22 protein-coding genes are annotated in these 25,118 nt (G+C 35.2%); 3 read left to right on the forward strand and 19 right to left on the reverse strand.

Translation table 11 applies throughout. The features are described 5' to 3' along the window. From BW964_RS14035 to BW964_RS14125, 19 genes are all read right to left on the reverse strand, one after another. On the reverse strand, positions 1-1,503 hold the full coding sequence (locus tag BW964_RS14035) for an oligosaccharide flippase family protein (protein WP_076508121.1): 1,503 nt from the start codon (positions 1,501-1,503) through the stop codon (positions 1-3). 3 nt (positions 1,504-1,506) lie between these two features. Next, positions 1,507-2,379 carry a dTDP-4-dehydrorhamnose reductase family protein gene (locus tag BW964_RS14040; protein WP_076508122.1) on the reverse strand — a complete coding sequence of 291 codons (873 nt, stop codon included), beginning with the start codon at positions 2,377-2,379 and terminating at the stop codon, positions 1,507-1,509. Positions 2,380-2,385: 6 nt separating this feature from the next. Further along, entirely contained in the window at positions 2,386-3,417 is a 1,032-nt protein-coding gene (locus tag BW964_RS14045; protein ID WP_317044346.1) for a polysaccharide biosynthesis protein, read from the reverse strand. A gap of 128 nt (positions 3,418-3,545) precedes the next feature. Continuing rightward, the gene (locus BW964_RS14050; protein WP_076508124.1) at positions 3,546-5,912 is read right to left on the reverse strand and encodes a GumC family protein; all 2,367 of its coding nucleotides are present in this window, start codon (positions 5,910-5,912) and stop codon (positions 3,546-3,548) included. Positions 5,913-5,987: 75 nt separating this feature from the next. Continuing rightward, entirely contained in the window at positions 5,988-7,289 is a 1,302-nt protein-coding gene (locus BW964_RS14055) for a nucleotide sugar dehydrogenase (RefSeq protein WP_076508125.1), read from the reverse strand. A 40-nt stretch (positions 7,290-7,329) separates the two neighbouring features. After that, positions 7,330-8,148 (reverse strand): polysaccharide biosynthesis/export family protein, encoded by an 819-nt coding sequence (locus tag BW964_RS14060; protein WP_076508127.1) that lies wholly within the window; start codon positions 8,146-8,148, stop codon positions 7,330-7,332. Between the two features lie 36 nt (positions 8,149-8,184). Further along, entirely contained in the window at positions 8,185-10,113 is a 1,929-nt protein-coding gene (locus tag BW964_RS14065) for a polysaccharide biosynthesis protein (RefSeq protein ID WP_076508128.1), read from the reverse strand. Between the two features lie 120 nt (positions 10,114-10,233). Continuing rightward, on the reverse strand, positions 10,234-11,361 hold the full coding sequence (locus BW964_RS14070; protein ID WP_228431976.1) for an aminotransferase class I/II-fold pyridoxal phosphate-dependent enzyme: 1,128 nt from the start codon (positions 11,359-11,361) through the stop codon (positions 10,234-10,236). 8 nt (positions 11,362-11,369) lie between these two features. Beyond that, positions 11,370-11,834 (reverse strand): regulatory protein RecX, encoded by a 465-nt coding sequence (locus BW964_RS14075; RefSeq protein ID WP_076508130.1) that lies wholly within the window; start codon positions 11,832-11,834, stop codon positions 11,370-11,372. 58 nt (positions 11,835-11,892) lie between these two features. Further along, entirely contained in the window at positions 11,893-13,158 is a 1,266-nt protein-coding gene (gene glyA / locus BW964_RS14080; RefSeq protein ID WP_076508131.1) for a serine hydroxymethyltransferase, read from the reverse strand. 102 nt (positions 13,159-13,260) lie between these two features. Further along, positions 13,261-14,160 (reverse strand): NAD(P)/FAD-dependent oxidoreductase, encoded by a 900-nt coding sequence (locus BW964_RS14085; protein ID WP_076508133.1) that lies wholly within the window; start codon positions 14,158-14,160, stop codon positions 13,261-13,263. Positions 14,161-14,420: 260 nt separating this feature from the next. Then, positions 14,421-15,173 carry a subclass B1 metallo-beta-lactamase gene (gene bla, locus BW964_RS14090; RefSeq protein ID WP_076508134.1) on the reverse strand — a complete coding sequence of 251 codons (753 nt, stop codon included), beginning with the start codon at positions 15,171-15,173 and terminating at the stop codon, positions 14,421-14,423. Between the two features lie 72 nt (positions 15,174-15,245). Then, positions 15,246-16,769, reverse strand: a complete 1,524-nt coding sequence (locus BW964_RS14095) for a glycosyltransferase family 39 protein (protein ID WP_076508136.1) — start codon at positions 16,767-16,769, stop codon at positions 15,246-15,248. 11 nt (positions 16,770-16,780) lie between these two features. After that, positions 16,781-17,344, reverse strand: coding sequence for a hypothetical protein (locus BW964_RS14100; protein ID WP_076508138.1), 564 nt, complete (start codon positions 17,342-17,344; stop codon positions 16,781-16,783). Between the two features lie 120 nt (positions 17,345-17,464). Further along, on the reverse strand, positions 17,465-18,658 hold the full coding sequence (locus BW964_RS14105) for an efflux RND transporter periplasmic adaptor subunit (RefSeq protein ID WP_076508139.1): 1,194 nt from the start codon (positions 18,656-18,658) through the stop codon (positions 17,465-17,467). Between the two features lie 124 nt (positions 18,659-18,782). Continuing rightward, the gene (locus BW964_RS14110; protein ID WP_076508141.1) at positions 18,783-20,054 is read right to left on the reverse strand and encodes an ABC transporter permease; all 1,272 of its coding nucleotides are present in this window, start codon (positions 20,052-20,054) and stop codon (positions 18,783-18,785) included. Between the two features lie 56 nt (positions 20,055-20,110). Continuing rightward, entirely contained in the window at positions 20,111-21,340 is a 1,230-nt protein-coding gene (locus BW964_RS14115; RefSeq protein WP_076508142.1) for an ABC transporter permease, read from the reverse strand. A gap of 222 nt (positions 21,341-21,562) precedes the next feature. Beyond that, complete coding sequence (locus BW964_RS22740; protein ID WP_228437937.1) at positions 21,563-21,754, reverse strand: four helix bundle protein; 192 nt, start codon at positions 21,752-21,754, stop codon at positions 21,563-21,565. A 163-nt stretch (positions 21,755-21,917) separates the two neighbouring features. Further along, positions 21,918-22,607, reverse strand: coding sequence for an ABC transporter ATP-binding protein (locus BW964_RS14125; protein WP_047449905.1), 690 nt, complete (start codon positions 22,605-22,607; stop codon positions 21,918-21,920). Positions 22,608-23,033: 426 nt separating this feature from the next. Between BW964_RS14125 and BW964_RS14130 the strand changes: the two genes are divergently transcribed. The 3 genes from BW964_RS14130 to BW964_RS14140 all read left to right on the forward strand — a co-directional run bounded on the left by BW964_RS14130 (position 23,034) and on the right by BW964_RS14140 (position 25,091). Continuing rightward, a complete protein-coding gene (locus BW964_RS14130) occupies positions 23,034-24,008 on the forward strand; it encodes a ribonucleotide-diphosphate reductase subunit beta (protein ID WP_073335112.1) in 975 nt (324 codons plus the stop codon). Between the two features lie 26 nt (positions 24,009-24,034). Next, entirely contained in the window at positions 24,035-24,742 is a 708-nt protein-coding gene (locus BW964_RS14135; RefSeq protein WP_076508144.1) for a toll/interleukin-1 receptor domain-containing protein, read from the forward strand. A 61-nt stretch (positions 24,743-24,803) separates the two neighbouring features. Beyond that, positions 24,804-25,091 carry a hypothetical protein gene (locus BW964_RS14140; protein WP_076508145.1) on the forward strand — a complete coding sequence of 96 codons (288 nt, stop codon included), beginning with the start codon at positions 24,804-24,806 and terminating at the stop codon, positions 25,089-25,091. Positions 25,092-25,118: the final 27 nt, after the last annotated feature.

Here is a 25,118-nt window from a genome sequence, read left to right on the forward strand (position 1 = left end):
TTACTTAGGAAAGTTATATAAATGTTTATATTCTTTGATATATCTTTTATTTATTACATTATCAATCACAATATTGATTAGTACTGATAAAATACCTGTACATGCTAAATACAAAACTATATTGATATCAATTAGCTTATGTAATAAATAAAATAAAAAAGAAATAGAGAAGCTGATAAAAATAGGAATAGCAATTATTCTCTTTAAATAATGAAAAAAATGTAGGTCTATAAAATACTTAAAACCTATGATCAGTAAAAATATTAAAGATCCAAGATTAATTATAATCCAAGGAAAGGGCACCGCTTCTATACCATAATATTTGGCACAAAAATATAAAAGTGGAATTCCAACAATAACTTGAATAACTCCCTGGTAAATTGTATATTTTGTCTTTCCCTTAGATAAGAGTAAGTAAAATAAGGGAAGTTGTAAAGCTAAAAAAATAGATCCGGTGATCAGTAATCGGATTACATGCGCTAAAGGCTCAAACATTCCAGATTCAATATTTTTCCCATTCCATAATTTTAATATTTCTACAGGAAAAAAAATAATCAGGAATGAAATTGGAAAAATAATAATACTTAACAAATAACTAATTTTATCGAAAATAATACTGATATTTTTGTCATCAGATGTAAACTTTGAAAATAATGGAAATACAAACATTACCAACGGAGTACCAAAAATAACAGGAATTTGCGCAATGATGGAAGCTAAATTATAATATCCAAATATTTTTAGAGTAAAGATACTGCTCGTAATAATCTTATCTGCCTGTATATTTATTGCTGAAATTACTGCAATAAAAAGCATACCTCCTATATAATTTAAAATACTCGACGGAATTTTTTTAAAAGATCTTTTGAGATTGGAATCTAATTTTCTCAGAATATTGATTGACTGTATTCTGAGAATAACCAAATAAATGAGATTGCATACAATCTGCCAGATAAAATACACCTCAAGCTCCGGTTTATAAAAAATCAAAATAGGTATAATCATACCTGCACGAAAAATATTCCAAATGATCTGATAAAAATTGGCCTTTACCTGCTCCCCTAATCCAAAAAGAGCTCCAAAGTATAATGATGTTAATAATTGAAGCGTAGCTCCTATGCCTATTAAAGATATGTAATAAGAAAGCGTCCCTATCGAAATTGTATTGGAGTTTAGCCACTTCTCTGCAATAAAATCCGAACCTAATACTATAACGATCATAGTAATAAGACATACTAATAAATAAATATTCTCAATACTTCTAAAAATACTATATTTATAGGATGGTGAATGGTTTTGAGAAAATTCTTTTATAACAGCGGAAGACATTCCCGAATCAGCAAAACTGATGATACCAAGTATCAGTGCATAAAATCCAATGACAGCATAATTTTCAACTCCTAAAATTTGAATATAAAAAGGAACAAAAATGAAAATAGAAAGTAGCGACCACAGACGGCTTCCATAGTTTGATATAAGTTTGGCAATATTTGAATTTTTCAATTCTTATATTTTATAATGTTTGTATAAATCAGAATGATTTTTCATAAATTCTTTTTGTTCTTCAAGCATCTGATGGTAAGAAGGAACATGATAGTCGAGCTTCTTATTTGTATTTACAAATGATTTGTTACATACATAGTCTCTATTATTATTTATAGTTTTATGCTGTTCAAATACTTCATTAAATATTTTCAATAGAGAATATTTAGAAATAGCTTCATTATTTGTCAGATGGATTAATTGATTAAAATCATTATGATCAATTAACCACGTTATAAAATTAGCCAATTCTAACGTAGTAACTCCCGACCAAAAATTGCTTTCATAACCACTAATATCTTTATCATTAGTTTTCATAAACCAATCAAATAGTCCCTCTCCACTTTCTTTTATTTCAGGACCGATTATTGATGTTCTAATGGTAAGATTTTTCTCATCAATAATTTCTCCAAGTGCTTTTGACATGCCATAAATATCAGACGCATCTCTAACAGAAGTTTCTGTATATCCTCCCTCTTTACCGGAAAATACACAATCTGTAGAAATATGAACTAGTTTAAACGAATTTTTAAATGCCAGCTTGGCTAAAAAGTGCGGAAAATAAGAATTTGCAAAAATTGTCTTATCTGGAAATTCTTTTGATCCCTTTATGAGAACTCCAATACAGTTAATTACCATATAAGGCTCTACTTCAGATAAATACTTTTCAACTGCATCTGTATTAAAAATATCTAATTTTTGAGTAATATCTAAAAAATCATTGCTATTGGTTGTACCAAAAACACTATAATTTTGTTTATCTAATTTTTCCTTTAATACAGTATACACTATATGCCCGGCCATTCCGGAAGCACCTAATATTATTATATTTTTCATACTGTACTAGCTATCAGATTTGTGTGATTTTAATTCATCCTTAACTTCATCAAGAGTTAATAGAAGTTCTTTCAGTTCTTCCACATTCAACTGATGCGTATTATCAGAATTATATTCACCTGTTAATAGTTTTGGTCCGTCCGTTTGTACGTACTTTGTATAATTTAAATCTCTGAAATCAGCTGGTATTCTATAAAAATCACCCATATCTTCAGACTTAGCCATTTCTTCCTTCGCACAGAGAGTTTCATACATTTTTTCAGCATGTCTTTCTCCTATAATCTGAATTTCATTATCTGCGGAAAAAAGTTCTTTCAACGCTATTGCCAAAGTTTCAATGGTTGCTGCTGGAGATTTTTGAACAAAAATATCGCCTGGATTTCCATTTTCAAAAGCAAACATCACAAGATCTACAGAATCATTAAGTGACATCATGAATCTGGTCATCTTAGGATTTGTAATGGTAAGAGGTTTTCCTTCTTTTATCTGTTTGATGAACAATGGTATAATAGATCCTCTCGAACACATTACATTTCCATAACGCGTTGAAGTATAAACCGCTTCTATAGCTTTTACCCTTGGATCTCTAGCTTTGGAGACAGCTAGTTTTTCCATGATTGCTTTTGACATTCCCATAGTATTGATGGGATAAACCGCTTTATCAGTACTTAAAACGACTACTCTTTCTACATTATTCTGCGCAGCAGCCTCAAGAACGTTTTCTGCCCCTAAAATATTGGTCTGGACAGCTTGCATAGGGTAAAATTCACAAGACGGCACTTGCTTTAATGCCGCAGCGTGAAAAACAAAATTTACACCACGCATAGCACTATTAATACTGGCAAAATCACGAATATCACCAACAACAAAATTTAATTTGTCATTTTTGTATTCAATACGCATGTCTTCTTGCTTTTTCTCATCACGAGAAAAAATTCTAATTTCTTTAAGACCAGAATTAAGAAAGCCTCTTAACATAGCATTTCCAAAAGAGCCTGTCCCTCCTGTAATTAATAATATTTTATCTTGTAACATCATTTTTAGAAATATTGTTTTTTATTTTATCCTTCTTTACATAAGCATTATATTCATAATTAGCTTACCAAATCGGGGCAATATACTACTTTCAGTATATCAAGTTTACAAACATTAAGTACTATACTTAATTACTTTTTTAATATTTTTTGCCACCATTTTTTTTCTTCAGCATGATATCCGTATCCATATTTATTTCCGTACCCTAAGTTATCTTTGCTAACATCGTTTAAAACAAATCCTACATTTCTAATTTTTCCGGAATCTATGTTGTTACTAGCAAATTCTACCAGTCCTTTTTCTGTATATCCAGATCTTGTAACATACAAAGTAACGTCAGCAGCTTCTGCAAAAAGGAAAGTATCAGTCACCAACATTAAAGGTGCAGTATCCAAAATAATATAGTCATATTTATCTTTCAACTCTTCGAGTAAAACTTCATACCGTCCATTGGTTAAAAGCTCAGTAGGGTTTGGCGGAATACTTCCGGAGTAAATCACATCCAAATAAGGGTTAAATGTTGAAACATGGATTATATCTTTCAAAATAGTTTTTGGATCGTACAAATACTCTGTAAGTCCCAATAATCCTTTTCTAGCAGGATTGTATCGTTGTAATTGCGGATTTCTTATATCGGAACCAATGATGATTACTCTTTTGCTAGGGGTTGCTAAAGTAAGTGAAAGATTGACCGATACAAAAGTTTTCCCTTCACCTTTTACTGTAGATGTAACAAAAATGATTCGTGCTTCCTTTTTTTTAGGTAACATGAAATTCATATTTGTTATAAGAATCCTGAATGATTCTGCAAGTGGTGAAAGGTCATTAATTTTTACAAGTTCCTCTTCTCCTTTTAATAAACTTGGAATTTCACCAATCACTGATTTTCCATGGGATAAATCTTCCAAATCATGTTTAGTTTTCACCTTATTATTAAGTAATTCTTTAACATAGATAAAAATAAATGGTAAAAGAAGTCCAACAAATAAAGCCCCTGCAAAAAAAGTTATTTTCTTTGGTGATACCGGTTTAAGAGATGTATTGGCATAGTCTACAACTCTTGCTTTGTTAGCTGTAACAGCCAAGGAAATTGCTGTTTCTTCTCTTTTCTGAAGCAATAATAAATAAAGACTCTCTTTAATTTGTTGCTGTCTCTCTATATCTCTAAATAGTTTTTCCTGAGCCGGAATTTTTGATATTCTAGATGCAACCTTTCCTTGCTCTGCCAAATACTGATCTTTGGTTAATTGTAAACCTGTTTTGTTTTTATTTAAGCTTTCCATCACCCCCGTACGAAGTGAACTGATTTGTTTATTTAAATCTATTACAAGCGGGTTTTGAGGGGTTGCATTTTCTAACATTCGATTTCTTTCTAAAACCAATTGGTTATAATTAGAAATGCTACTGACTGCATCACCATTCTGTAAGCCAACATTCGCAGGAAGAATCTCTCCATTTTTTTGTCGTGCCATATACCCAATTAATGCATTAGTTAATTCTAACTGGGCTTCGATTTCCATTTGTTTTGATCTTGCTTCCGCAGAAGTTTCTAAGTTTATTTTAACTTCAGTAGCTAGATCTGTAATCTGATTTGAAGATTTAAAATTCTCTTTTCTGTTCTCTACTTCTCCTAAATCATTGGCTATAATTCTTATTCTTTCATCTATAAAATCTCTGGTACTGGCTGATTCGGAGTTTTTATCATTGATGGCATCTTTATTATAAATATCGATCAAGCTATTAATAATGTCTTTCGCCTTATCTGAATTTGGATAATTCAAAGACAAACCTATAACAGTGGCATCCTTATTTATTAAACTTACATTTAACTCTGACTGAAAGTGATCTGTCACATCATCAATAGTAGAATATTTAAAATATAGTTCGTCTAAATCTTTTGCTTTTATTTTGTTGAAATTAAGATTTCTTACGATGATAAGATTTGCATATGGAAGATTAATGATCTTATTAAAAGAAGTTTTAATATCACCAGACAACTCCTCGGAAGATAAAGTAATGATATCCCCTGAAATTTTTATAAAAACTGGCTGTTTAGGGATTTGAGAAAATGGTTTTTCATTGACCACTTTAATAGTAAAAGGAGCAGTATCTTTGTAAAGCTCTCTTGTAGAAATCCCTTTCTTAGTATAAATAGAGGTTTGTAGTTCTAATTTCTTAACTACATCATACATTAGTTTCTTAGACCTAAAAACTTCAATTTCATTTTCAATACTATTTGTACCCATTCCGCCTAAACCAGACAGGTCTTGTAAAACACCATATTCACCACCTCTTACACTAGGATTTTTTTTAGAATCTTTAATGAGTACAGAAGCTTGAGTGTTGTATATTGGTGTCGCAAATTTTAGGAGAACATAAGATAACAGTAATGTTATAATAGGAACAACTACAAACCAATTCCAATTTCTTAAATAAGGCTTGATTATGTCTTGAATATTTATTTCTTTTATTGAATCCTCAGTTGTTGAATTATTCATTAGGTATATTAAAATTATTTAGAATTTAAAGCTCTAAAATTATGATTTTAGTTTAAGTTTAGTTTCAATTAAAAATTACAATCTTGCGTCTACCACATTCCTATCCAAACACGCTTTTGTATCGAAAATTACACTATTCTCTTTTTTCAATTTTTCAATATCCAATGTAAGAAATTCTTTGTGAGAAACTGCAATAATGATGGAGTCATATTTTTTACCTTCTTCAAGTTGATCTAAAATATCTATTCCATATTCATGTTTAACTTCTTTTTTACTTGCCCATGGATCATAAACTTCTACATTGATCCCATAGTCAATTAATTCTTTATAAATATCTAAAACTTTTGTGTTTCTAACATCAGGACAATTCTCTTTAAATGTAACTCCAAGAATCAAAGCCGTAGAGTTTTTAATAATCCCCCCTTTACCAATAAGTAGTTTAACGACTTTAGAGGCTATAAACTTTGCAATAGAATCATTCACTCGTCGTCCAGAGAGTATCACATCCGGATGATAACCTAGTTGTTCAGCTTTATGTGCCAAATAATAAGGATCCACAGAGATGCAATGTCCACCCACCAACCCTGGTTTGTATTTAAGAAAATTATATTTAGTTCCGGCTGCTTCCAGTACATCATTCGTATCAATATTCATCCTATCAAATATCAATGCCAACTCATTTACAAAAGAAATATTAACATCTCTTTGTGCATTTTCTATAGCCTTGGAAGCTTCAGCCACCTTTATACTTGGAGCTTTATGAGTTCCGGCAGTAATTATTTTTTTGTATAAATTATCAATTTCCTCTGCAATTTCCTTAGTGGAACCTGAAGTTACTTTCTTTACACTCGTAAGTGTATTTACTTTATCTCCAGGATTTATTCTTTCAGGAGAGTATCCTACGTAAAAATTTTCATTAAACTTTAATCCCGAATGTTCTTCTAGTATCGGTACACATTCTTCTTCAGTACATCCAGGAAATACAGTAGATTCATATATAATTATATCTCCATCTTTAATAATTCCAGCTAACATTCTTGATGCAGAAATAAGAGGATTCAAATCTGGGGCATTATATTTATCAATCGGAGTCGGTACGGTTACTATAAAAACATTACATTGTAAGATTTCATCTAATTTACTAGTCGCTTTATAACCTTTTTCACTCTTAGTTTCTTTGTATTTTTTTAAAAAAGTATTCAGTTTTTCGGAATCAGCTTCAAGAGTAATATCCTCACCATTGTTCAGCTCATTGATTCGATTTTCATTGATGTCAAATCCAAGCACAGGATAGTGTGCAGCAAACTCTAATGATAGTGGCAACCCAACATATCCTTGTCCAATAACTGCTATTCTATATGATTTGATTTCATTCATTATAGTAGTATGTATGTATAGTAATTTAACTTAAAGAGTTTTATTTTTTGATTAAACCCACCACAACTGCAACAGCCGTAATTGCAATCGAAAAGGCAGTCAAATAAAGTCCTGTATTTGGATTTTGTTTAGACGAAAGATCTTTTGTATTATTGGCAGCCACAATAATTGCATCTCCCTGCTTTAAGTTAAAATAGGGAGAATTGATTAAATTAGCATCTTGCAGATTAATCTTTCCATGGGTCACTACTCCATTTTCAGTTCTTATAACCAAAACATCTTCTCTTTTACCATACATTGTAAGGTCGCCTGCAAGACCAAGTGCATTTAAAATAGTAGCTTGTCCATTGGATATTGTATAATCACCTTGCTTGTTGACCTCTCCTAATACAGTAACCTTAAAATTGGCAAGTCTAATATTCACAGTAGGATTAATCACATACTGAGACATTTTATCTCGCAATTCTTCTTTAAAACTAATTAAAGTTTTATTAGTAGTGCTAATTTTACCCAATACAGGGAAGTCTATATACCCCTCCGCATCCACAATATACATAGGGCCCGAAATACTTGTGACCCCTTGATTTGGTGTATTTCCACCTGCATTGGTATTTGTCTGAATAATTTCTGAAGAAGAGTAATTTTGATTAAAAGGTCTTACAACGTCCATATCCTTCGCTGTAACCAAAATTACTAACTGATCACCTGTTTGTATAGTAGAAACAGAATTTTTAGTAGAAGCATCTACAGCTACCTGCTCTATATTCTGCATATAATTCAGATCATTTTTTGCATTTTGATTAGTTTTACATGAAACCAACCAGAATGCCATCAATACAGCCAATATCTTACTTTTCATATTTTTAAATTGTACAAATATACATTTATATTTTTTCTATTTATCTAATACCTCGTAGATCGAATTATTACTCTTAAATTCCGGAACAATGACCTTTAAAATCTTCACTACATCTACTTTTTCCTGCATTACAGAAGCATCCGTAATCAAATTGATCAGGCTTTCTATTTCCAGGAATGCCATTGCAGGGTCCTTTGAAATCATGATCTTTTCGTTATGAGTAGGAAGTGTTTTAGCGTTATCACTTAACAGTTCTTCATATAGTTTTTCACCCGGTCGTAAACCTGTATATATGATTTTAATATCAATATTCGGTTCAAAGCCTGATAACTTAATCATTCTTCTGGCAAGATCAAGAATCTTTACCGGCTCACCCATATCGAACACAAAGATCTCCCCTCCCTTACCCATAGTTCCTGCATGAAGAACAAGTTCGCAAGCTTCTGGAATGGTCATAAAGTATCGTACGATATCGGGATGGGTAATTGTTACAGGTCCCCCGGCTTCAATCTGTTTTTTAAAATGTGGAATAACAGAACCATTTGATCCTAGCACATTGCCAAACCTTGTAGTAATAAACTTTGTGGTATTGCCTTCAACATCCTGTAAAGACTGAACAAATAACTCTGCTGCTCTTTTAGATGCCCCCATTACGTTGGTAGGGTTTACCGCTTTATCTGTAGAGATCATTACAAACCGGTTTACTTTATAACGGCTTGACAAAACTGCAATATTCTTTGATCCTAAAACATTGACACGAATTGCCTCATTGGGATTTTCTTCAACCAACGGAACATGTTTGTATGCCGCCGCATGGTATACCATTGAGAAATTGTAGGTCTGAAACAGGGGCTCAACTCTATGAATATTGGAAACGTCTGCTAAAACAAATTTAAATCTGATGTGAGGAAATTTGTCTTTTACTTCAAGCTCAATATCATAGAGAGGGGTTTCTGCCTGATCTAAAACGACAATCAATGCCGGATTAAACTGAGCTACCTGTCTTACGATTTCACTCCCAATAGAACCCGCTCCCCCCGTTACCAATATATTTTTATTGAAGTGTCTGCTTCTGACTTCCTCACTTTCAATTTTTATTGGTTTTCTGTTCAAAAGATCTTCAATCTGAAGATTTCTAATCGCTCCTCCTAAGTCACTGTCTCTTAACTTCTGTACGGATGGAGCTTTAAATATATTTAAGTCTTTTTCCAGAAATAAATTCACCCAAGAGTTCATTTCGTCTTTGGACATCATTTCCTTAACAATAATAACCCCATCGATAATGAGATCTTCTTTTGTAGCTTCTTCTATTCTTCTTTTCTCATAGATAGGTTTTCCTAATAATGAAGCTCTTTTGGAATCTGTTCGCTGAGTCAGGAAACCTACAACCTGATAAGGCAGACTTGGGTTATCTAAAATAGCACGTGCTATAGCAATGGACTGCTCATCAATACCCAATACTAAAATTCTCTTTTTCAAAGTACTTCTTCTATATTCTCTGACAATATGAAAAAATTCCTTCACATAGAGTCTGAATAGAAACAGCCCCATGAAAGAAATAATAAAGTATAATATGAGAAATGCAGTAAGTATAAATTTTCCACCTGTAGACCAGAAATAGATAAGATTGACGACTCCTACTACTGTCATCGTACAAAAACATGATATCAAAAGCTTGAAAAGGTCAATAAAGGTAGAATGCCTTATGATTCCCGCATATGTTTTGAAAAAATACATAAAAATTGTATTGATCAAAATAATAAAAGCAAAAACAACACTTTTATCTTCGTGATAAATAAACTCTTTTTGAGTAATTTTTTCAATAGTATAGGTAGAAAGAAATAAAGACATTACCAAAATGATAATATCTATTGCAAGTATAATCCATCTGGGAAGATATCTTACATCTGAGAGATTTACAACATTATCACCTCCAAATATTTTTTTTCTAAGAGAGCTGTACATTGTCTGTATTTGTGTTCATATTTAACTGGGTCAAAACCCTACTTTTATTAATACTAATTCCTAAACGTGGATACAAAATTAAAATAAAATCTGATCTACACTTAAATTTAAAAAACAAATTTAGTGAATTTCATTTTGTAAAACTTCAGAAATTCTAGCTCGGCAATGATCTGTTAAATTAGTTCCCGACGGTAGGCACAGTCCTGCGTCAAAAAGTGTACCAGATAAGTTATTTCCAAAAAACTTGTATCGTTTATAGAGGGGCTGCAGATGCATAGGCTTCCATAGATATCTGGTTTCTATATTATTCTGTGAAAATTTTTCCTTTAGTTTTTCTTTGACAAGATTATTTTTGAGAATGATTGTACTAAGCCAATAGTTGGAGTAAAAGTCACTGTCTGGTGCAGAAAACAGCTCAATATGATCATTATTCTTCACTATCTGTTGATAAAAATCATGGTTTTTTCTACGTTGCTCTATTTTTTTTTCGAGTGTTTCCAGCTGACCTCTTCCAATTCCGGCCGCAATATTATCCATTCTGTAATTATACCCTACTTCTGAGTGGCTGTAAAATTCTTCATTATCTTTAGCTTGCGTAGCAAGGAAAAGAGCTCTGTTTTTAGCATCAGGGCTTCTTGAAATTAAAATCCCACCACCAGCAGTGGTAATAATTTTGTTCCCGTTGAAACTTATAATAGATAGATCCCCAAAAGTACCGCATAGCTGCCCTTTATATTTACTGCCTAATGCTTCTGCACTATCCTCTATGACAGGAATTTCATATTTTCTGGAAATCTGAAGGATTTCATCTACTTTAAAAGGCATTCCATAGAGAGAGACGGTAATAATAGCTTTGGGCTTTTTTCCTTGGCGGATACAGTATTTTATTGACTCTTCCAATGCATCGGGACACATATTCCATGTCTGATTTTCGCTATCTACAAATACAGGAACAGCGTTGAGATAAAGAATAGGATTAGCGGTAGCCACAAAGGTAAAAGACTGACAAATGACAAAATCCCCGTCTTCAACATTTAACAACCGTAATGCCAAGTGAATAGCTGCAGTTCCGGAAGATAAAGCCGTGACATAGGAAGTCTTTCCTAAATAGTGTTCCAGACTCCGCTCGAATTCATCTATATTCGAGCCGTATTGGGAAATCCAGTTGGTATCAAATGCATCCTTTATATATTTTAGCTCATTTCCCCCCATATGCGGAGGTGACAGCCAAATTTTTTCTTCTTTCAATTATCTACTTATGTTTCGTCAAAAGTATCATTTATTTTCTCATATTCAAAACCTCTACTCATCAAATATTTTATCGTTTTAGATTTTTTTTGATATTCTTGCAATCCTTTTTGTCTGGAGTAGTAATCTTCAAATATTTTTCTGATCATTTGATCATAATCTCTCTCGTCTATCTCATCAAAACACTTACTGATCAGCTTTTCAGAGATTTGTTTCATTTTCAGGTGCATTTTTATTTTATTTCTGCCCCAGTGTTTGATATAAAATTTCCCTCTGATATAGCTCCTCGTAAACCGTTCCTCATTGAGATAATTTTCTTTTAAAAGATATAAGATGATTTCATCTTTAGCTTCATCAATCAGCAGAAATTCACGCATTTTCTGTTCAACTTCTGCATGGCAACGGTCCTGATAAACGCAATAGTTGACCAGTTTCAGTTTTATTTCATCAAAAGTGAAAGATTTTTTATCCATAATAGATATGAAAAAGAATGGACAAATGCCCATTCTTTATTATAATGTTTAAATTAAATTAATAGTTGAACAAGGCTCTTCCCTCCATCAGTTCATTCACCTTCTTTCTTACAGAAGAGATTACTTCTTCATTTTTGATATTGTCAACAACTTCAGAAATGAATCCTGCTATGGTATCCATATCATTTTCTTTAAGGCCTCTTGTTGTAATTGCTGCAGTTCCCAGTCTGATACCCGACGTAGTAAATGGCGACTTATCATCAAAAGGAACCATATTCTTGTTGCAGGTAATATCTGCCAATACCAATGCTTTTTCTGTTTCTTTTCCGTTGACGTTTTTATTTCTAAGGTCTACCAACATCAGGTGATTATCTGTCCCACCGCTTACGATATCAAAACCTCTGCTGATCATCGCTGTTGATAACGCCTGTGCATTGGATTTAACCTGTTTGGCGTACGTTTCAAACTGAGTATCTAAGGCTTCTGCGAACGCCACTGCTTTACCGGCAATAACGTGTTCCAGCGGACCTCCCTGGATTCCAGGAAAAACAGCTCCGTCCAGTACCTGGCTCATCATTTTCGTTTCTCCTTTTGGTGTTTTGTGACCGTAAGTATTTTCGAAGTCTTTCCCCATCATGATCATTCCTCCTCTTGGACCTCTCAAAGTCTTATGAGTCGTCGTTGTTACTACATGACAGTGTTCGAATGGTGAGTTTAATAATCCTTTAGCTACTAAACCAGCCGGGTGAGCAATATCTGCCCAAAGTGTTGCCCCGATTTCGTCTGCAACCTCTCTGAATTTAGCATAATCAAGATCTCTTGAGTAAGCAGAGAATCCTGCAATAAGCATTTTAGGTCTTTCTCTTAAAGCCACTTCTCTCATTTGATCATAATCAATAAGTCCGGTTTCTTTCTGAACCCCGTAAGAAACCACTTGATATTGAATTCCTGAGAAGTTTACTCCGGAACCGTGAGTAAGGTGTCCTCCCATGGAAAGGTCCATACCCATAATTTTATCTCCTGCTTTCAAAACTGCAAGATAAACGGCAGCATTAGCCTGAGATCCGGAATGCGGCTGTACGTTGACATAGTCTACACCGAAAAGTTCTTTTGCTCTGTTGATGGCTAATGTTTCAACCTCATCTACTACTTCACAGCCTCCGTAATATCTTTTTCCGGGATATCCTTCAGCATATTTGTTGGTCAGTACACTTCCCATTGCTTTCATCACGTTCTCAGAAACAAAGTTTTCTGACGCAATAAGCTCTAATCCATGGGCTTGTCTTTGTCTTTCTTTTTCAATCAGGTCGAAAATAATGTCCATTTTACTTTTAGTTTTTGAAATTTTTCACCCCAAATGTACGGAATTTCCCGTTAGATTTCGGCATCGGAAAGTATGATTTTAAACCCAAAATTGATCAGAATTTTAAAATTCTTCCTCCGCAAGTTCCTTATTGACAACCGCTCCGGTGAAATTTCCCTGAGCAACAGCACTGGCAACAGATCGCATCATCGTTACATTATCTCCGCAGGCAAAAACTCCGGAAATATTTGTTTTCTGCATAAAATCAACTTTGATAAATCCCTGTTCAGTAAGTTCACAGCCAAGATTTTCAGAAGCATTGATATTCTGTTTAAAAGGTACTTTGGCATAGAGCACTTTCAATGAGACTTCTTTTCCGGTTTTAAAAATCATTTTCCGGATTTTCCCATTTTCATGTTCTGTTTTTTCAACTTCGTCTTCTACCAAGATGATATTATTCTGAGCCAGTTTCCCTTTCTGATCTTTGGAAAGAGCAGATTTTCCGTTGGTAAATAAAAAAAGATCTTTCGTTAAATTATACACCAGCTTCGAAAAGTCATAGGCCATATCACCATCTGAAAGGATTCCGGTCACTTCATTTTTCACTTCATAACCATGACAGTACGGACAATGCAATACGGAAATCCCCCAGCATTCTGCAAATCCGGGAATATCTGGCATGATGTCTTTCACTCCTGATGCAAGGATGAGTTTTTTGGCAGAGAACTTTTCGCCTGTGGAAGTTTCCGTTTCAAATCCTTCATCCGTTTTCTGTAATTGAATGGCGATTCCATCATGAAATTTCACGGTGCTGTAGGCTAGAACCTGGTGCCGTGCAAGATCAGAAATTTCCTTTGGTGTTTTTCCGTCATGGGTAATGAAATTATGTGAATATGGAGTCTGTCTATTGCAGGGTTTCCCACTGTCAATGATCAGAACGCTTCTTAGTGATCTCCCTAAAGACATTCCAGCTGATAATCCCGCATAACTTCCTCCTATGATAATAACGTCGTAGTTTTTCATTTTAACTGATGGTTTAAATAATTGATGAATGGTAAATGATAACTGATGGTGAAATGATTCGTTATAAATCGGTAAACAATATCACTAGGCCATCTACTATTTTATTGAGGCAAAGTTAAAACAAAAATCAATTAAAGATACAATGTTGCATTAATATTTTCTATGACCTTAAATTATAATACGGGCATAAAAGAGAAACAGCTGATTTTAAAATTTAAAATCAGCTGTCAGTCATCTATTTTGAGAATCGATTAGTAGAATCAGTTATTTTTAAACAACCTGATCGTATAGTCCAGAAGTTCTTTTCCGCCTACCTCTCCATGGCCCGGCATTACTATTTTAGCGTCCGGATACTGAGCTTTGACTTTCTCAACGGTTTGAGACCAAGTGTGCACATTGGCATCCCCAAGATAGCCTTTTGTGGCATCTATTTCTTTAATAAGACAGCCTCCGAACATCGCTTTTTCGTCTGGAACATACGCAACGACATTGTCTTTTGTATGTCCTTCTCCAAAGTATTTTACTAAAATTTTATGTTTTCCTGCATTGAGGGTAATCGTATCATTAAAACCGTGCCCCGGAACATGGGCTCCGGCTTTTTTTGCCAATTCTATGGTTTTATTATTGGCGTAAGAAGGAATATTGTTTTTGTCGAATTCTTTCAATCCTCCCAGACAATCATCGTGGAAATGTGTCGCAACTACCGCATTCACTTTTGAATGAAGGGTATTTTTGATCCATGAAATCAATTCTTCTGTGCTTTTGTCATTGGTTGGAGTATCCAGAATCACGGTTTCATTTCCATCTTTTACGATCATTCCGTTGCATTCTACTTTTCCAAAGGAATCTGTACTTAAATAAGATACATGCTGATAGATATCGTCAGACAGCTGAATGACGGAAAGGTTATCCGTCTTGTACACTACTTTAGCTTTCTGAGCTTTTTTCTGAGAGGTACAGCTAAAAAACAATAGCGCTGAGGATAAAAATAAAATTTTAGATAGTGATTTCATAGGTTCAATACATTGCAGCGAAATTAAAAAATATTTCACGCTCCTAAATAATCCCATGGAGTTAATTAACTGTTAATATCCCCACTTCTTTTCATCGATTTCATTTTGAATTCTTTTTTTAATATCAATTTTCGCGCCTTCAAAACTAAAGATGGTCGTTCCTTTTTCGCGGGCGAACCTATTGACAATGGAATCAGCTGCTTTTGAGTTTTCAAAATAAGGACCGGTTTCTTTAAGTTCATCCTCCTCTTTGGAAAATTCTTTGACACGAATCAGATGGTCATATTTTTTATTAAGATCAAACCAGTTGATATAATCTGCATTAAAGGAAACCGCTTTTATATCTTTTTTTGAATAATAATTGATAGTGCCTGCCTGTCCGTAATTATCACAGAGAACCAGTGTATTTCCGGATTTTGATAGTATAGAATATTCTTTATCTACTTTTTGAGCAAGCTCTTTCCAGCCTTGCATATCAGCAAAATCCTGAGGCAGTGCATGATCTTTACCATCTTCCCAACGAAGAAGTCCCATTTTTTTATAGAATTCAGGATGATTTATAATATAGTCCGGACTTTTATTGGGAAAAGCGACCTGATACAAAGGCAGAAACAGCAAAACTGGAATTAAAACAAAGACCGGTTTAAGAAACTTCTTCCAGCCTTTTTCAAAAACAGGAGCGAGAAAAACAGCTCCAAATGCAATAAAAACCGGATACAGGCCAATGGCATAATAATCTTTAGCCTTAAAAAACACAAATAAGGCAATCGTTGCAATATACATCCAAAAGAAAGACTTGAATTTTTCAAACGGTTGATAAAACAGCACCGCATACCATCCAGCGATGATCACTAAAAAAGAGCCTATAAAAAACAGAATCTGGGATTTAAAGAAATCAATCCGATCGACATGGACAAGCTGATTGTCTTCAAGTTCTTTCATATGGTAGACAACCGGAAAATGATGATTGTACTGCCATAATAAGTTGGGCAGCATGATCAGTAATGCAACTACTGCTGCTCCGTACAAATGGGGCTGGAGAAATATTTTCCTTTGTTTTGTCAATAGAATGGCGGGAATAATTCCCAACACTGAAAAGACAATATTATATTTATTCAGAAAACCTATTCCAAAGATGACAGCCGCTGCATACAGCCATTTTACTCTTTCAGAATTGAAATACCTGATCAGCACATAATACATCAGTGTCCACAATAATACTTCCAAGGAGGTTGGCTGAAAAAGCATATTGATCCGCAGAAGAACTGATAGAAGAATCCCTGTTGAAGCCAGAATTTTAGCATATAAACTCCCCTGAAGTTCTTCAATGATTTTCCATACAGCAACAATCGTCAGCGCTCCGAAGAGTGCGGGAAAAAATTTAACCCAAAAGACAGAGTTTCCCGCCGTTTTAATAAGCCAGGCCAGCCATGAATTCACGGGAGGTACAGAAAGATATCCCCAGGCAAGGTGATTGCCCTGATCGAGATGCAGATATTCATCCCGGTGTAATTCATATTCTGGGCTGATCAGGGAATACTGGAGGATGAATTTTGCAATGATAAAGAAAAAGAGAATCAGGTAGTTTTTCTTCATAACGGTTGATATTAAATGATTTCAAATTTTTGCCGGATCATTTCGGCTTTAACACCGGAAACCCTTTCTGTCCAAAAATTAATATACTCCATTCTTTCAGGAAATTCTTCGTGCGTTTTATTTTGTCCACTCACTACATAGCTTTCGTACTCGTGCAAAGTATTTCTCAAATACTGTTCATAATCTTTAGGTTTCTTGGGGATATATCCAATTCCATCACAACCACAGCTATGAAAACATCTTCCTATTTGAAAGAGTCCTTCTACAATTTTCCATTCTTTAACAGCGGTTTTCTTAGGTGCTTTAAAATCCCTCCCAAGATCTGCCATCAGGGTTCCGCATTCGGGACATTTGATCTGCCTTGCGTTGATCTCCTTTGTCAATGCATCCAGTTCTTCTTTTTTAGCTTTTGTAAAAACATCGCTCACATTCTTTATGGTTCCATCCCGCTGGTGATAGATTTTATCTTTTTTGATTCTTAAAAGAATATCATCCGTATCTGTCTGTTTAAATGATTTTCTGCATTTAAAACAGGTGTAATGGGATTTATATGTTTTCCTGGCATACCTGCACATGTCTTTATTTTAATCTCAAATTTAACAATTCCATTTTAGAGATGAACAGACCTCATTAATAAAAAGATCCTGAGAAAAATTCCTCAGGATCTTACCGTTTAAATATATAGTGATGGTTTACTATTTTTTCTTTTCTTTAAGCTCTTCTTTATCTTTATCAGAAGGGTTCCATACTTTCACTTCAGAGTCTTTGGTGATTCCTGAAAGGATTTGTACGTTTATCCCGTCACTGGCTCCTAATTTCACATACACTTTCTTGAACTTTCCATCCTTCTGCTTTACTTCTACAAAAGGCGTGTCTTTGCCGTTCTTCTTTTCATATTGAACCAATGATTCGTCCAATAGCAAAGCATTCTTCTCAGATTTCAGTACGATTTCTCCGTTGGCAGAGAACCCTGCTCTGATGTATTCATTGTTAGGATTTCTTACATCCCCTTCTACCGGGAATTTTATAGTCCCTAAATTGTCTTTTCCTTTAGGAGCAATCATGGTCAGTTTTCCCGGAAACGTTTTGTTCTGAAGGGCACCGATCACGATTTTCATATCCATCCCCTGTTTTAGCTTTCCTGCCTGAGCTTCGTCAATTTCTCCCTGGAAAATCAAAGAATTAAGGTCTGCAATGGAACAGATCGTTGTCCCAGCGTTGAAGGAGTTGGCCTCGATCACCTGACTTCCCACTTTTACAGGAACTTCAAGAACCGTACCTGCTGCTTTGGAACGAATTTGTGTTGTAGCAAGCCCCTGAAGTTCAGGAGTAGCCCCTGTTTTTACAATCTGTAATCTTTTTTGCGCCGTAGCCAGCTGCTGATTAGCATTTTTAAGGGTCTGCTGTTGGGTATACAACTGCTGCTGTGAGTTTAAATACTCCTGCTTGGAAATGACGCCCTGCTTGTACAGCTTTTCCTGCATTGAATACTGCTTCTGCATATTATCAACATTCATCTTGGCATTACTGATCTGCAGTTGGGAATTCACTACTTCCTGCTGAGCATTGTTAACGTCAGCAATGTTAGGGATGATTCTCACTGTAGCGATCAGCTGTCCAGCTGTCACCTTATCTCCTTCATCTACTAAAATTTTATCAATAATTCCCGCAATGTTCGGCTTGATCTCAATTTCTTCTTTCGGAACGATTTTTCCCGTGGCCATTACCTTATCTTCCATGTTCTGGTAACTTGGTTTTCTGGTCAGGAAAGCCTCACTTTCTTTAGAATTTGATTTCACGAGATACCCGATCCCGGAGAACAATGCCACTGCAAATAAAAGCCCGAGTACAATATAAATGGCTTTTTTCCAAGTGAATTTCTTTTTCATATATCTAGTTTATTTTTTACGATTAAGGTAGAAATGAATGAAAGGATTTAAAATATTCAAGAATTTAAACATTAAAAAAATCAGTCATTATTTTCAATTATTTTATTTTCAATTGAGCAATTTATTACTCTGATCTTAAGGCTTCAATTGGCCGGATTTTCACGGCTCTCTGCGCAGGAATCATTCCGATAATCAAACCCAGAACGACCATGACAGCCATGGCTCCGAATACATTTCCATAATTTACGGTTGGATTATAGAAAGGAAATTGATCCTGATTCTGTGTCAGTGCATTTAAAATGATGAGGACAAAGATTCCACACATGAATCCGAGAATTCCCGAGGAGAGTGTAATCACCACGCTTTCCAATAGAATCTGGTTTCGTACTTCCGCAGGTTTTGCTCCTAAAGCTCTCCTGATCCCGATTTCCTTTGTTCGTTCTTTTACCGTAATCAAAAGGATATTGGAGATCGCAATGACTCCGGCAAGAATGGTCAGCGTTCCTACAATAATGGTTAAAAGCTGCATCCCCGTAAGGAATCCTGTCAGTTTTTTAAATTCTTTTCCCAAATTGAAACTTCCGAAGGCATTGGTATCTTCTGGGGATACTTTATTCTTGGTTTTCAGGACCTGCTTGACGTCTTCTTCTACTCCATTCACATTGGCATTGGGTTTACTTACAATCGCAAACATATCGATCTGCTCTCCGGCATTGTACATTTTGGTATAGGTTGACAGCGGAATAAATGCCGTCTGATCATTTTCAAAGCCTCCTCCTTTTTTAACTCTGAAGACTCCAATGACATTAAAGAATATTCCTTTTATATTCACCTGTTTTCCAACCGGGTTTTCTTTTTTCTTGGCATCAAAGAAGTTCTTGTAGATCTCTTCTCCAATCACTACCACATTCTTATTTCCCATCACATCGGCATCATTGATATACCGTCCGAAAATAAGTTTCTTTTCTGAAATTTTATTTCCTACCGAATAATCTCCCGTAAGAGAATAAGTGCCGTTTTTTCCGTTTCTTGACATAGACTCACCAGGTGTTCCGGTAAAGCTTCCTCTTGCGTTTTGTGGTGAAATATAATCTATCGCATTCACTTTTCTTTTCAGCATATCCATATCGGATAATTTCAGATGGACTTCTCTTCCTTTAGGAAATCCATCATAAGGAATAGATGTTTTCTGAGCCCAGAGAAAAATAGAATTGGTCGCAAATCCGGAAAACAATTTATCAAAACCATTTTCCATCCCTTTGGCTGCTCCAAGAAGGCTCACATACAAAAACATTCCCCAGCCTACCCCAATCATGGTAAGGAACGTACGAAGCTTATTATTCCTCAGTGAATAATAAATTTCCTGCCAAGTATCTTTTTTAAATAAAATGTTCACTTCTTTGAGTTATAAGTTTATACTATATAATTGATCAATGATCATTGACCCGATTCTTATTCTGTTCTCAATGCTTCTATCGGCTTGATTCTCGAAGCTCTGTACGCCGGAACAAATCCTGCAACAAGCCCTGAAAATACCAATGCGATAAATGCCATAAAGATAGTCACCCAGCCTACACTCGGGCTTTTGATGAAATATTCTTCGAGACTGTCTCCTATTAAACTAAGCACCAGTACTCCTACTCCAACACCCACAATACCTGAAACTACCGTGATCACGACACTTTCCTGTACAATCAGCGCTACAATACTTCTCGGTTTGGCACCGATGGCTTTACGCACACCAATCTCTTTGGTTCTTTCTTTGACGATATACACCATGATGTTACTGATCCCGATAATTCCTGCCAGCAAAGTTCCTAATCCAATAAAACCTACAATAATCGTAAGCACGGCCATAAACTGGAAGGTTTCATTCATATTTTTGGCATTGTTCCAGACGCGGACTCCGTTTTCATCGTCAGGAGCTACATTTTTTCTTGCTTTTAGTCTGTCCTTCAGTTCATCCCCATATTTAATGGCTTCCTCAGGAGTTAGTTTTTGATTATAAGCGATATAGGCAGTCGATACGGTATCTGACCCTTTCTTCATTTGCTGAAGCGTGGTGATAGGAACGACAATATGTCTTTCATCCCAGTCTCCCCCATCATCAGAAAAAACGCCCACTACTTTGAACATGGTTCCATTGATATTCAGATCCTTTCCTACCGGGCTTCCATTCTTGATAAGGTCACGCTGAACCATTCTTCCGATGACCGCAACGTTTTGCTTTCTGGAAAGGTCCATAGAAGTAAGATAACGTCCATCAATCATCTTTCGGTTCTCAATAACCTGCTCTCCCGGTTCTGCCCCGTTTACCTGATAAGTACCGCTTTCTTTACCGTATTTTATCATTAAGCTTGTGCTGTATCTTGGACTCGCATCACCTACTTTTTCTTTATCTGTATTGATCAGAAAATCGTAGTCGTCATTATTCATGGTCACGGTTCTATCGGACTGAAGTCCTTTATAAGCCATTGTAGTTTTACCGGTATAGATGGTGATAAGATTTTGCGCATCTCTTGCAAATCCTGCGGTAAAAGCATTTTGCAATCCTTTTCCTATCCCGAAAAGAACTACAAAAATAAACAGCCCCAAAGCCACTGTAAACCCCGAAAGCACCGTTCGCAATACATTACTGCGAATAGAACTGAATATTTCCTGCCACCGATCTAGGTCAAACATAGTTTTATTTTTTACTTTGTAAAAAGTCAATTAACTGCGTTGTGAATTTTCTTCGAAGTCAATTAACCCTGTTGTCAATGGTAAAGTTGTTTCTATTGACAATTCACAATTATTTTTTATTCTTTTTTTCAACATCCCACTTAACAGGATAAATGTTGTTTTTATTAAGTTTTCAATTTCACTAATTCTTCTTTTTTGATATAATTACAGTCTATAACTATATCAAAAACAAGAATCCAGTTCTATCACCGAGCCTCTGGCTATTTCAAAATATCTTTTCCTTTCAATTTCCGATTTTCTGGACCACCCTTCCGTTATATTCAACACAACCGAAGTGGAAGCTCTGCGTATCTGATCTGTAAGATTAAATCTCTCACTATCCGGAATCACAGATAAAATTTTATAGCACTCAATTCTTAATTATCTGGCCGATTGATAAACATCAAGTTTATAATGGTTCAGATTCAAAAACATGGTTACTTTTTTTCATTTGTGTTTGTGTTTATTCTTTATTACTTAATTAAAAATGATCATTCAACATTCACAATTGACTTGCGAAGCAAAATTCACCATTCTCTTATAAAACAATCTGCTTGATAAACTCATCACTTTCGATGATTCCGTCTTTCAGGATTACGTTTCTTTTGGTTTGGGCAGCTACGTCAGGTTCGTGGGTAACCACGATGATTGTTCTTCCTTCATTATTGATATCCTGAAGAAGTTTCATAATATCATGCGTCGTTTTTGAATCCAGTGCACCGGTTGGCTCATCTGCAAGAACCACCTTTGGATCCGTGATCAGTGCTCTGGCGATCGCTACTCTTTGTTTTTGTCCTCCGGAAAGCTCATTGGGTAAGTGATCCGCCCATTGAGCAAGACCTACTTTCTCCAGATACTCCATCGCTTTCTTATTACGCTCTTTTCTGGGAACATTCTGATAGTATAAAGGAAGTGCTACATTTTCCAGAGCCGTTTTATAGCTAATCAGATTAAAAGACTGAAATATAAAGCCTAAGAACTTACTTCTGTATTCTGCAGCTTTCACCTCAGACAGATGTTCAATGGGAACATTATCCAGTTCATACGTCCCCGAATCTTTTTCATCCAGAATACCGATGATATTAAGAAGCGTAGACTTTCCGGACCCGGAACTTCCCATAATAGAAACAAACTCGCCCTCAGAAATATTAAGATTAATTCCCTTAAGAACGTGCAGTTTGCTTTTCCCCGTATCGTATGACTTATGTAAATCCTGAATTACTAACATGAAGTGATGCTTGTTTTATACCCCTATAAGTAGATGATATTTTCAATTTGTTACAAGAACCATAATATATTCGAATATTTTATTGTTTAATTCATTTTACCTTTATTTAAAGCACATTACAACAATCTGTTTAACTGTAAGTATGATTTTCCATTTATTTTTTACCCGGAACCCCCTGTAAGCCATTACCCGTGCTGGTTTCATGTAAATGTGGAAAACTTTTACAGTTAAAACTCAGCCAATTAGTATTTACCCCTTTCAAAATCAGTTCTTTTTTTCGAACTTTGTCACTAGTTCTTTACAAGAAACCGACATTCATGAATGTGAATATGTTTCAAATGTAAATGCCAAACATACAAGAAGTTAAGCATTACTTCCACTTTATCCACAGTGATGCTGATTATTTAATTTTAAAGCTATTTTAATATGGGAATTTTCGATAAGAGAGTAAGTTACAAGCCATTTGAATACCCTGAGGTTCTTCAGTTTGTAGAAGCGATCAACAAATCGTTCTGGGTGCATTCGGAAGTGGATTTTACTGCAGATGTTCAGGATTTTCATTCGCAGTTAGAGCCGAACGAAAAACACGCTGTAAAAAATGCGCTTTTAGCCATTGCACAGATCGAGGTGTCTGTAAAGACATTCTGGGGAAACCTATACAACCACTTACCAAAACCTGAATTCAATGGACTGGGCGCTACTTTCGCAGAATGCGAGTTCCGTCACTCAGAAGCTTATTCCCGCTTGGTAGAAGTGTTGGGGTACAACGAAGAATTTACGAATGTTATAGAAATTCCTGCCGTAAAAAAGAGAATTGACTTCCTTTCCAATGTTCTGAAACACGCCAATTCTACAACACCAAAAGAATACGTATCTTCTCTTTTATTATTCAGTATCCTGATAGAAAACGTATCTCTTTTCTCACAATTTGCCATCATCCTTTCTTTCACAAGATTCAAAGGATACATGAAGAACGTTTCCAACATTATCGCATGGACTTCTATCGATGAGCAAATCCACGCTAATGCAGGAATCTACCTGATCAACAAAATCCGTGAAGAGCAGCCGGACCTGTTAACAGATTCAGATATTGAAGATATCTACACCCTGGTAGATCAGTCTATCGAGCTGGAAGGTGAGATCCTAGACTGGATCTTTGAACTGGGAGAATTAACCGTTTTCTCAAAAGAAGATCTTCTGAACTTCATGAAATACCGTGTAGACGACAGTTTGAAGAAAATCGATATGGAAACCCGTTACAACGTTTCTCCAGAACAATACCGTCCAATGAAATGGTTTGAAGAGGAAGTTTTTGCCAATTCTATGGATGATTTCTTTGCCAAAAGACCGGTAGATTATACGAAACACGATAAGAGTATCACAGCGAACGATTTGTTTTAATTTGTAACGAAAAAAATTTAATAAAAATGGCAAGATGTACAGCACCACGCTATGGACACCGTTCAGCAAGTGCAGCAGAAAACTGCCCTGCATGTAGTAGTCGCTATAGTCGTAGTTACTATTCCCCTTCTTACTCATCTCCCGCTTCTTCCTATTCCTCTTCTTCAAGTAGCTCAGGAAGTAGTGGTGGTAAATCAAGAAACGTAAAAGCTCGTTGGTCTTCATCTGGCTCAACGATATTATACACTCCGGAAGAAATACGAACTCTAACACCTGTACGTGAAAATATTGAAAAACGTTCTAATTTACTCGACTTGCGTGATGTTTTTCTTTGTCATGCTTGGGATGATCGTAAAGAGTCAGCCAAAGAATTACACGATTTATTAGAGTCGAAAGGTATTTCTGTCTGGTTTAGCGAAAAGGATGTTTTATTGGGTTCACCTTTAATGCGTGAAATTGATAAAGGATTAGCAAAATCTAAAGTGGGCATCGTTTTAGTTACACCTTCATTTCTTAAACGTATAAACAATGCGGGAATTGCTGACAAAGAATTATCTGCTTTATTAGCTCGTGATTTATTAATTCCAATTGTCCACAATACAACTTATGACGATTTACGTGACGTCAGTCCATTGTTAGGCTCAAGAAGTGGTTTAAGTACTTCGGAGGAAACAATGGCAGAGATTGCCTCTAAATTAGCTGAATTGGTAACTCCAGAGACTGTATTAAACTAAAATCTAAAAAAATAGAGATTCCTCGTCCCTCAGAATAATAAAATATTTCAAAGCACAAAAAATGATCAATGTCATCGTAACCTATACCGTAAACCCTGAATACGTTTCAGAAAACAAAACCCATATCCAAAAGTTTCTGGATGATTTTAAAAATCTGGATCAGGAGACCTTTGAGTATAAGGTGTATGTAAAAGAAGACGGGGTTACTTTTGTACATTATTCAAATTACAACAATGAAGAGGTTCAGCATGAGGTTTTAAATGTACCGTCTTTTAAAGAGTTTCAACGATTAAGAGATGAAAGCGGACTGAACGGTACGCACAAAGTGGAAATTTTACAATCAATATAAAAAGCAACAAAATTCCGGAGTATAAAA

The sequence above is a fragment of the Chryseobacterium shigense genome (assembly GCF_900156575.1).
Classification (GTDB): Bacteria; Bacteroidota; Bacteroidia; order Flavobacteriales; family Weeksellaceae; genus Chryseobacterium; species Chryseobacterium shigense.

Excerpts from the sequence above, each read along its gene's own strand:
- BW964_RS14040 (WP_076508122.1), bottom strand. The coding sequence starts at position 2,379 with ATGAAAAATATAATAATATTAGGTGCTTCCGGAATGGCCGGGCATATA.
- BW964_RS14045 (WP_317044346.1), bottom strand. The coding sequence starts at position 3,417 with ATGATGTTACAAGATAAAATATTATTAATTACAGGAGGGACAGGCTCT.
- BW964_RS14050 (WP_076508124.1), bottom strand. The coding sequence starts at position 5,912 with ATGAATAATTCAACAACTGAGGATTCAATAAAAGAAATAAATATTCAA.
- BW964_RS14055 (WP_076508125.1), bottom strand. The coding sequence starts at position 7,289 with ATGAATGAAATCAAATCATATAGAATAGCAGTTATTGGACAAGGATAT.
- BW964_RS14060 (WP_076508127.1), bottom strand. The coding sequence starts at position 8,148 with ATGAAAAGTAAGATATTGGCTGTATTGATGGCATTCTGGTTGGTTTCA.
- BW964_RS14065 (WP_076508128.1), bottom strand. The coding sequence starts at position 10,113 with ATGTACAGCTCTCTTAGAAAAAAAATATTTGGAGGTGATAATGTTGTA.
- BW964_RS14075 (WP_076508130.1), bottom strand. The coding sequence starts at position 11,834 with ATGGATAAAAAATCTTTCACTTTTGATGAAATAAAACTGAAACTGGTC.
- glyA (WP_076508131.1), bottom strand. The coding sequence starts at position 13,158 with ATGGACATTATTTTCGACCTGATTGAAAAAGAAAGACAAAGACAAGCC.
- BW964_RS14085 (WP_076508133.1), bottom strand. The coding sequence starts at position 14,160 with ATGAAAAACTACGACGTTATTATCATAGGAGGAAGTTATGCGGGATTA.
- bla (WP_076508134.1), bottom strand. The coding sequence starts at position 15,173 with ATGAAATCACTATCTAAAATTTTATTTTTATCCTCAGCGCTATTGTTT.
- BW964_RS14095 (WP_076508136.1), bottom strand. The coding sequence starts at position 16,769 with ATGAAGAAAAACTACCTGATTCTCTTTTTCTTTATCATTGCAAAATTC.
- BW964_RS14100 (WP_076508138.1), bottom strand. The coding sequence starts at position 17,344 with ATGTGCAGGTATGCCAGGAAAACATATAAATCCCATTACACCTGTTTT.
- BW964_RS14105 (WP_076508139.1), bottom strand. The coding sequence starts at position 18,658 with ATGAAAAAGAAATTCACTTGGAAAAAAGCCATTTATATTGTACTCGGG.
- BW964_RS14115 (WP_076508142.1), bottom strand. The coding sequence starts at position 21,340 with ATGTTTGACCTAGATCGGTGGCAGGAAATATTCAGTTCTATTCGCAGT.
- BW964_RS14125 (WP_047449905.1), bottom strand. The coding sequence starts at position 22,607 with ATGTTAGTAATTCAGGATTTACATAAGTCATACGATACGGGGAAAAGC.
- BW964_RS14130 (WP_073335112.1), top strand. The coding sequence starts at position 23,034 with ATGGGAATTTTCGATAAGAGAGTAAGTTACAAGCCATTTGAATACCCT.
- BW964_RS14135 (WP_076508144.1), top strand. The coding sequence starts at position 24,035 with ATGGCAAGATGTACAGCACCACGCTATGGACACCGTTCAGCAAGTGCA.
- BW964_RS14140 (WP_076508145.1), top strand. The coding sequence starts at position 24,804 with ATGATCAATGTCATCGTAACCTATACCGTAAACCCTGAATACGTTTCA.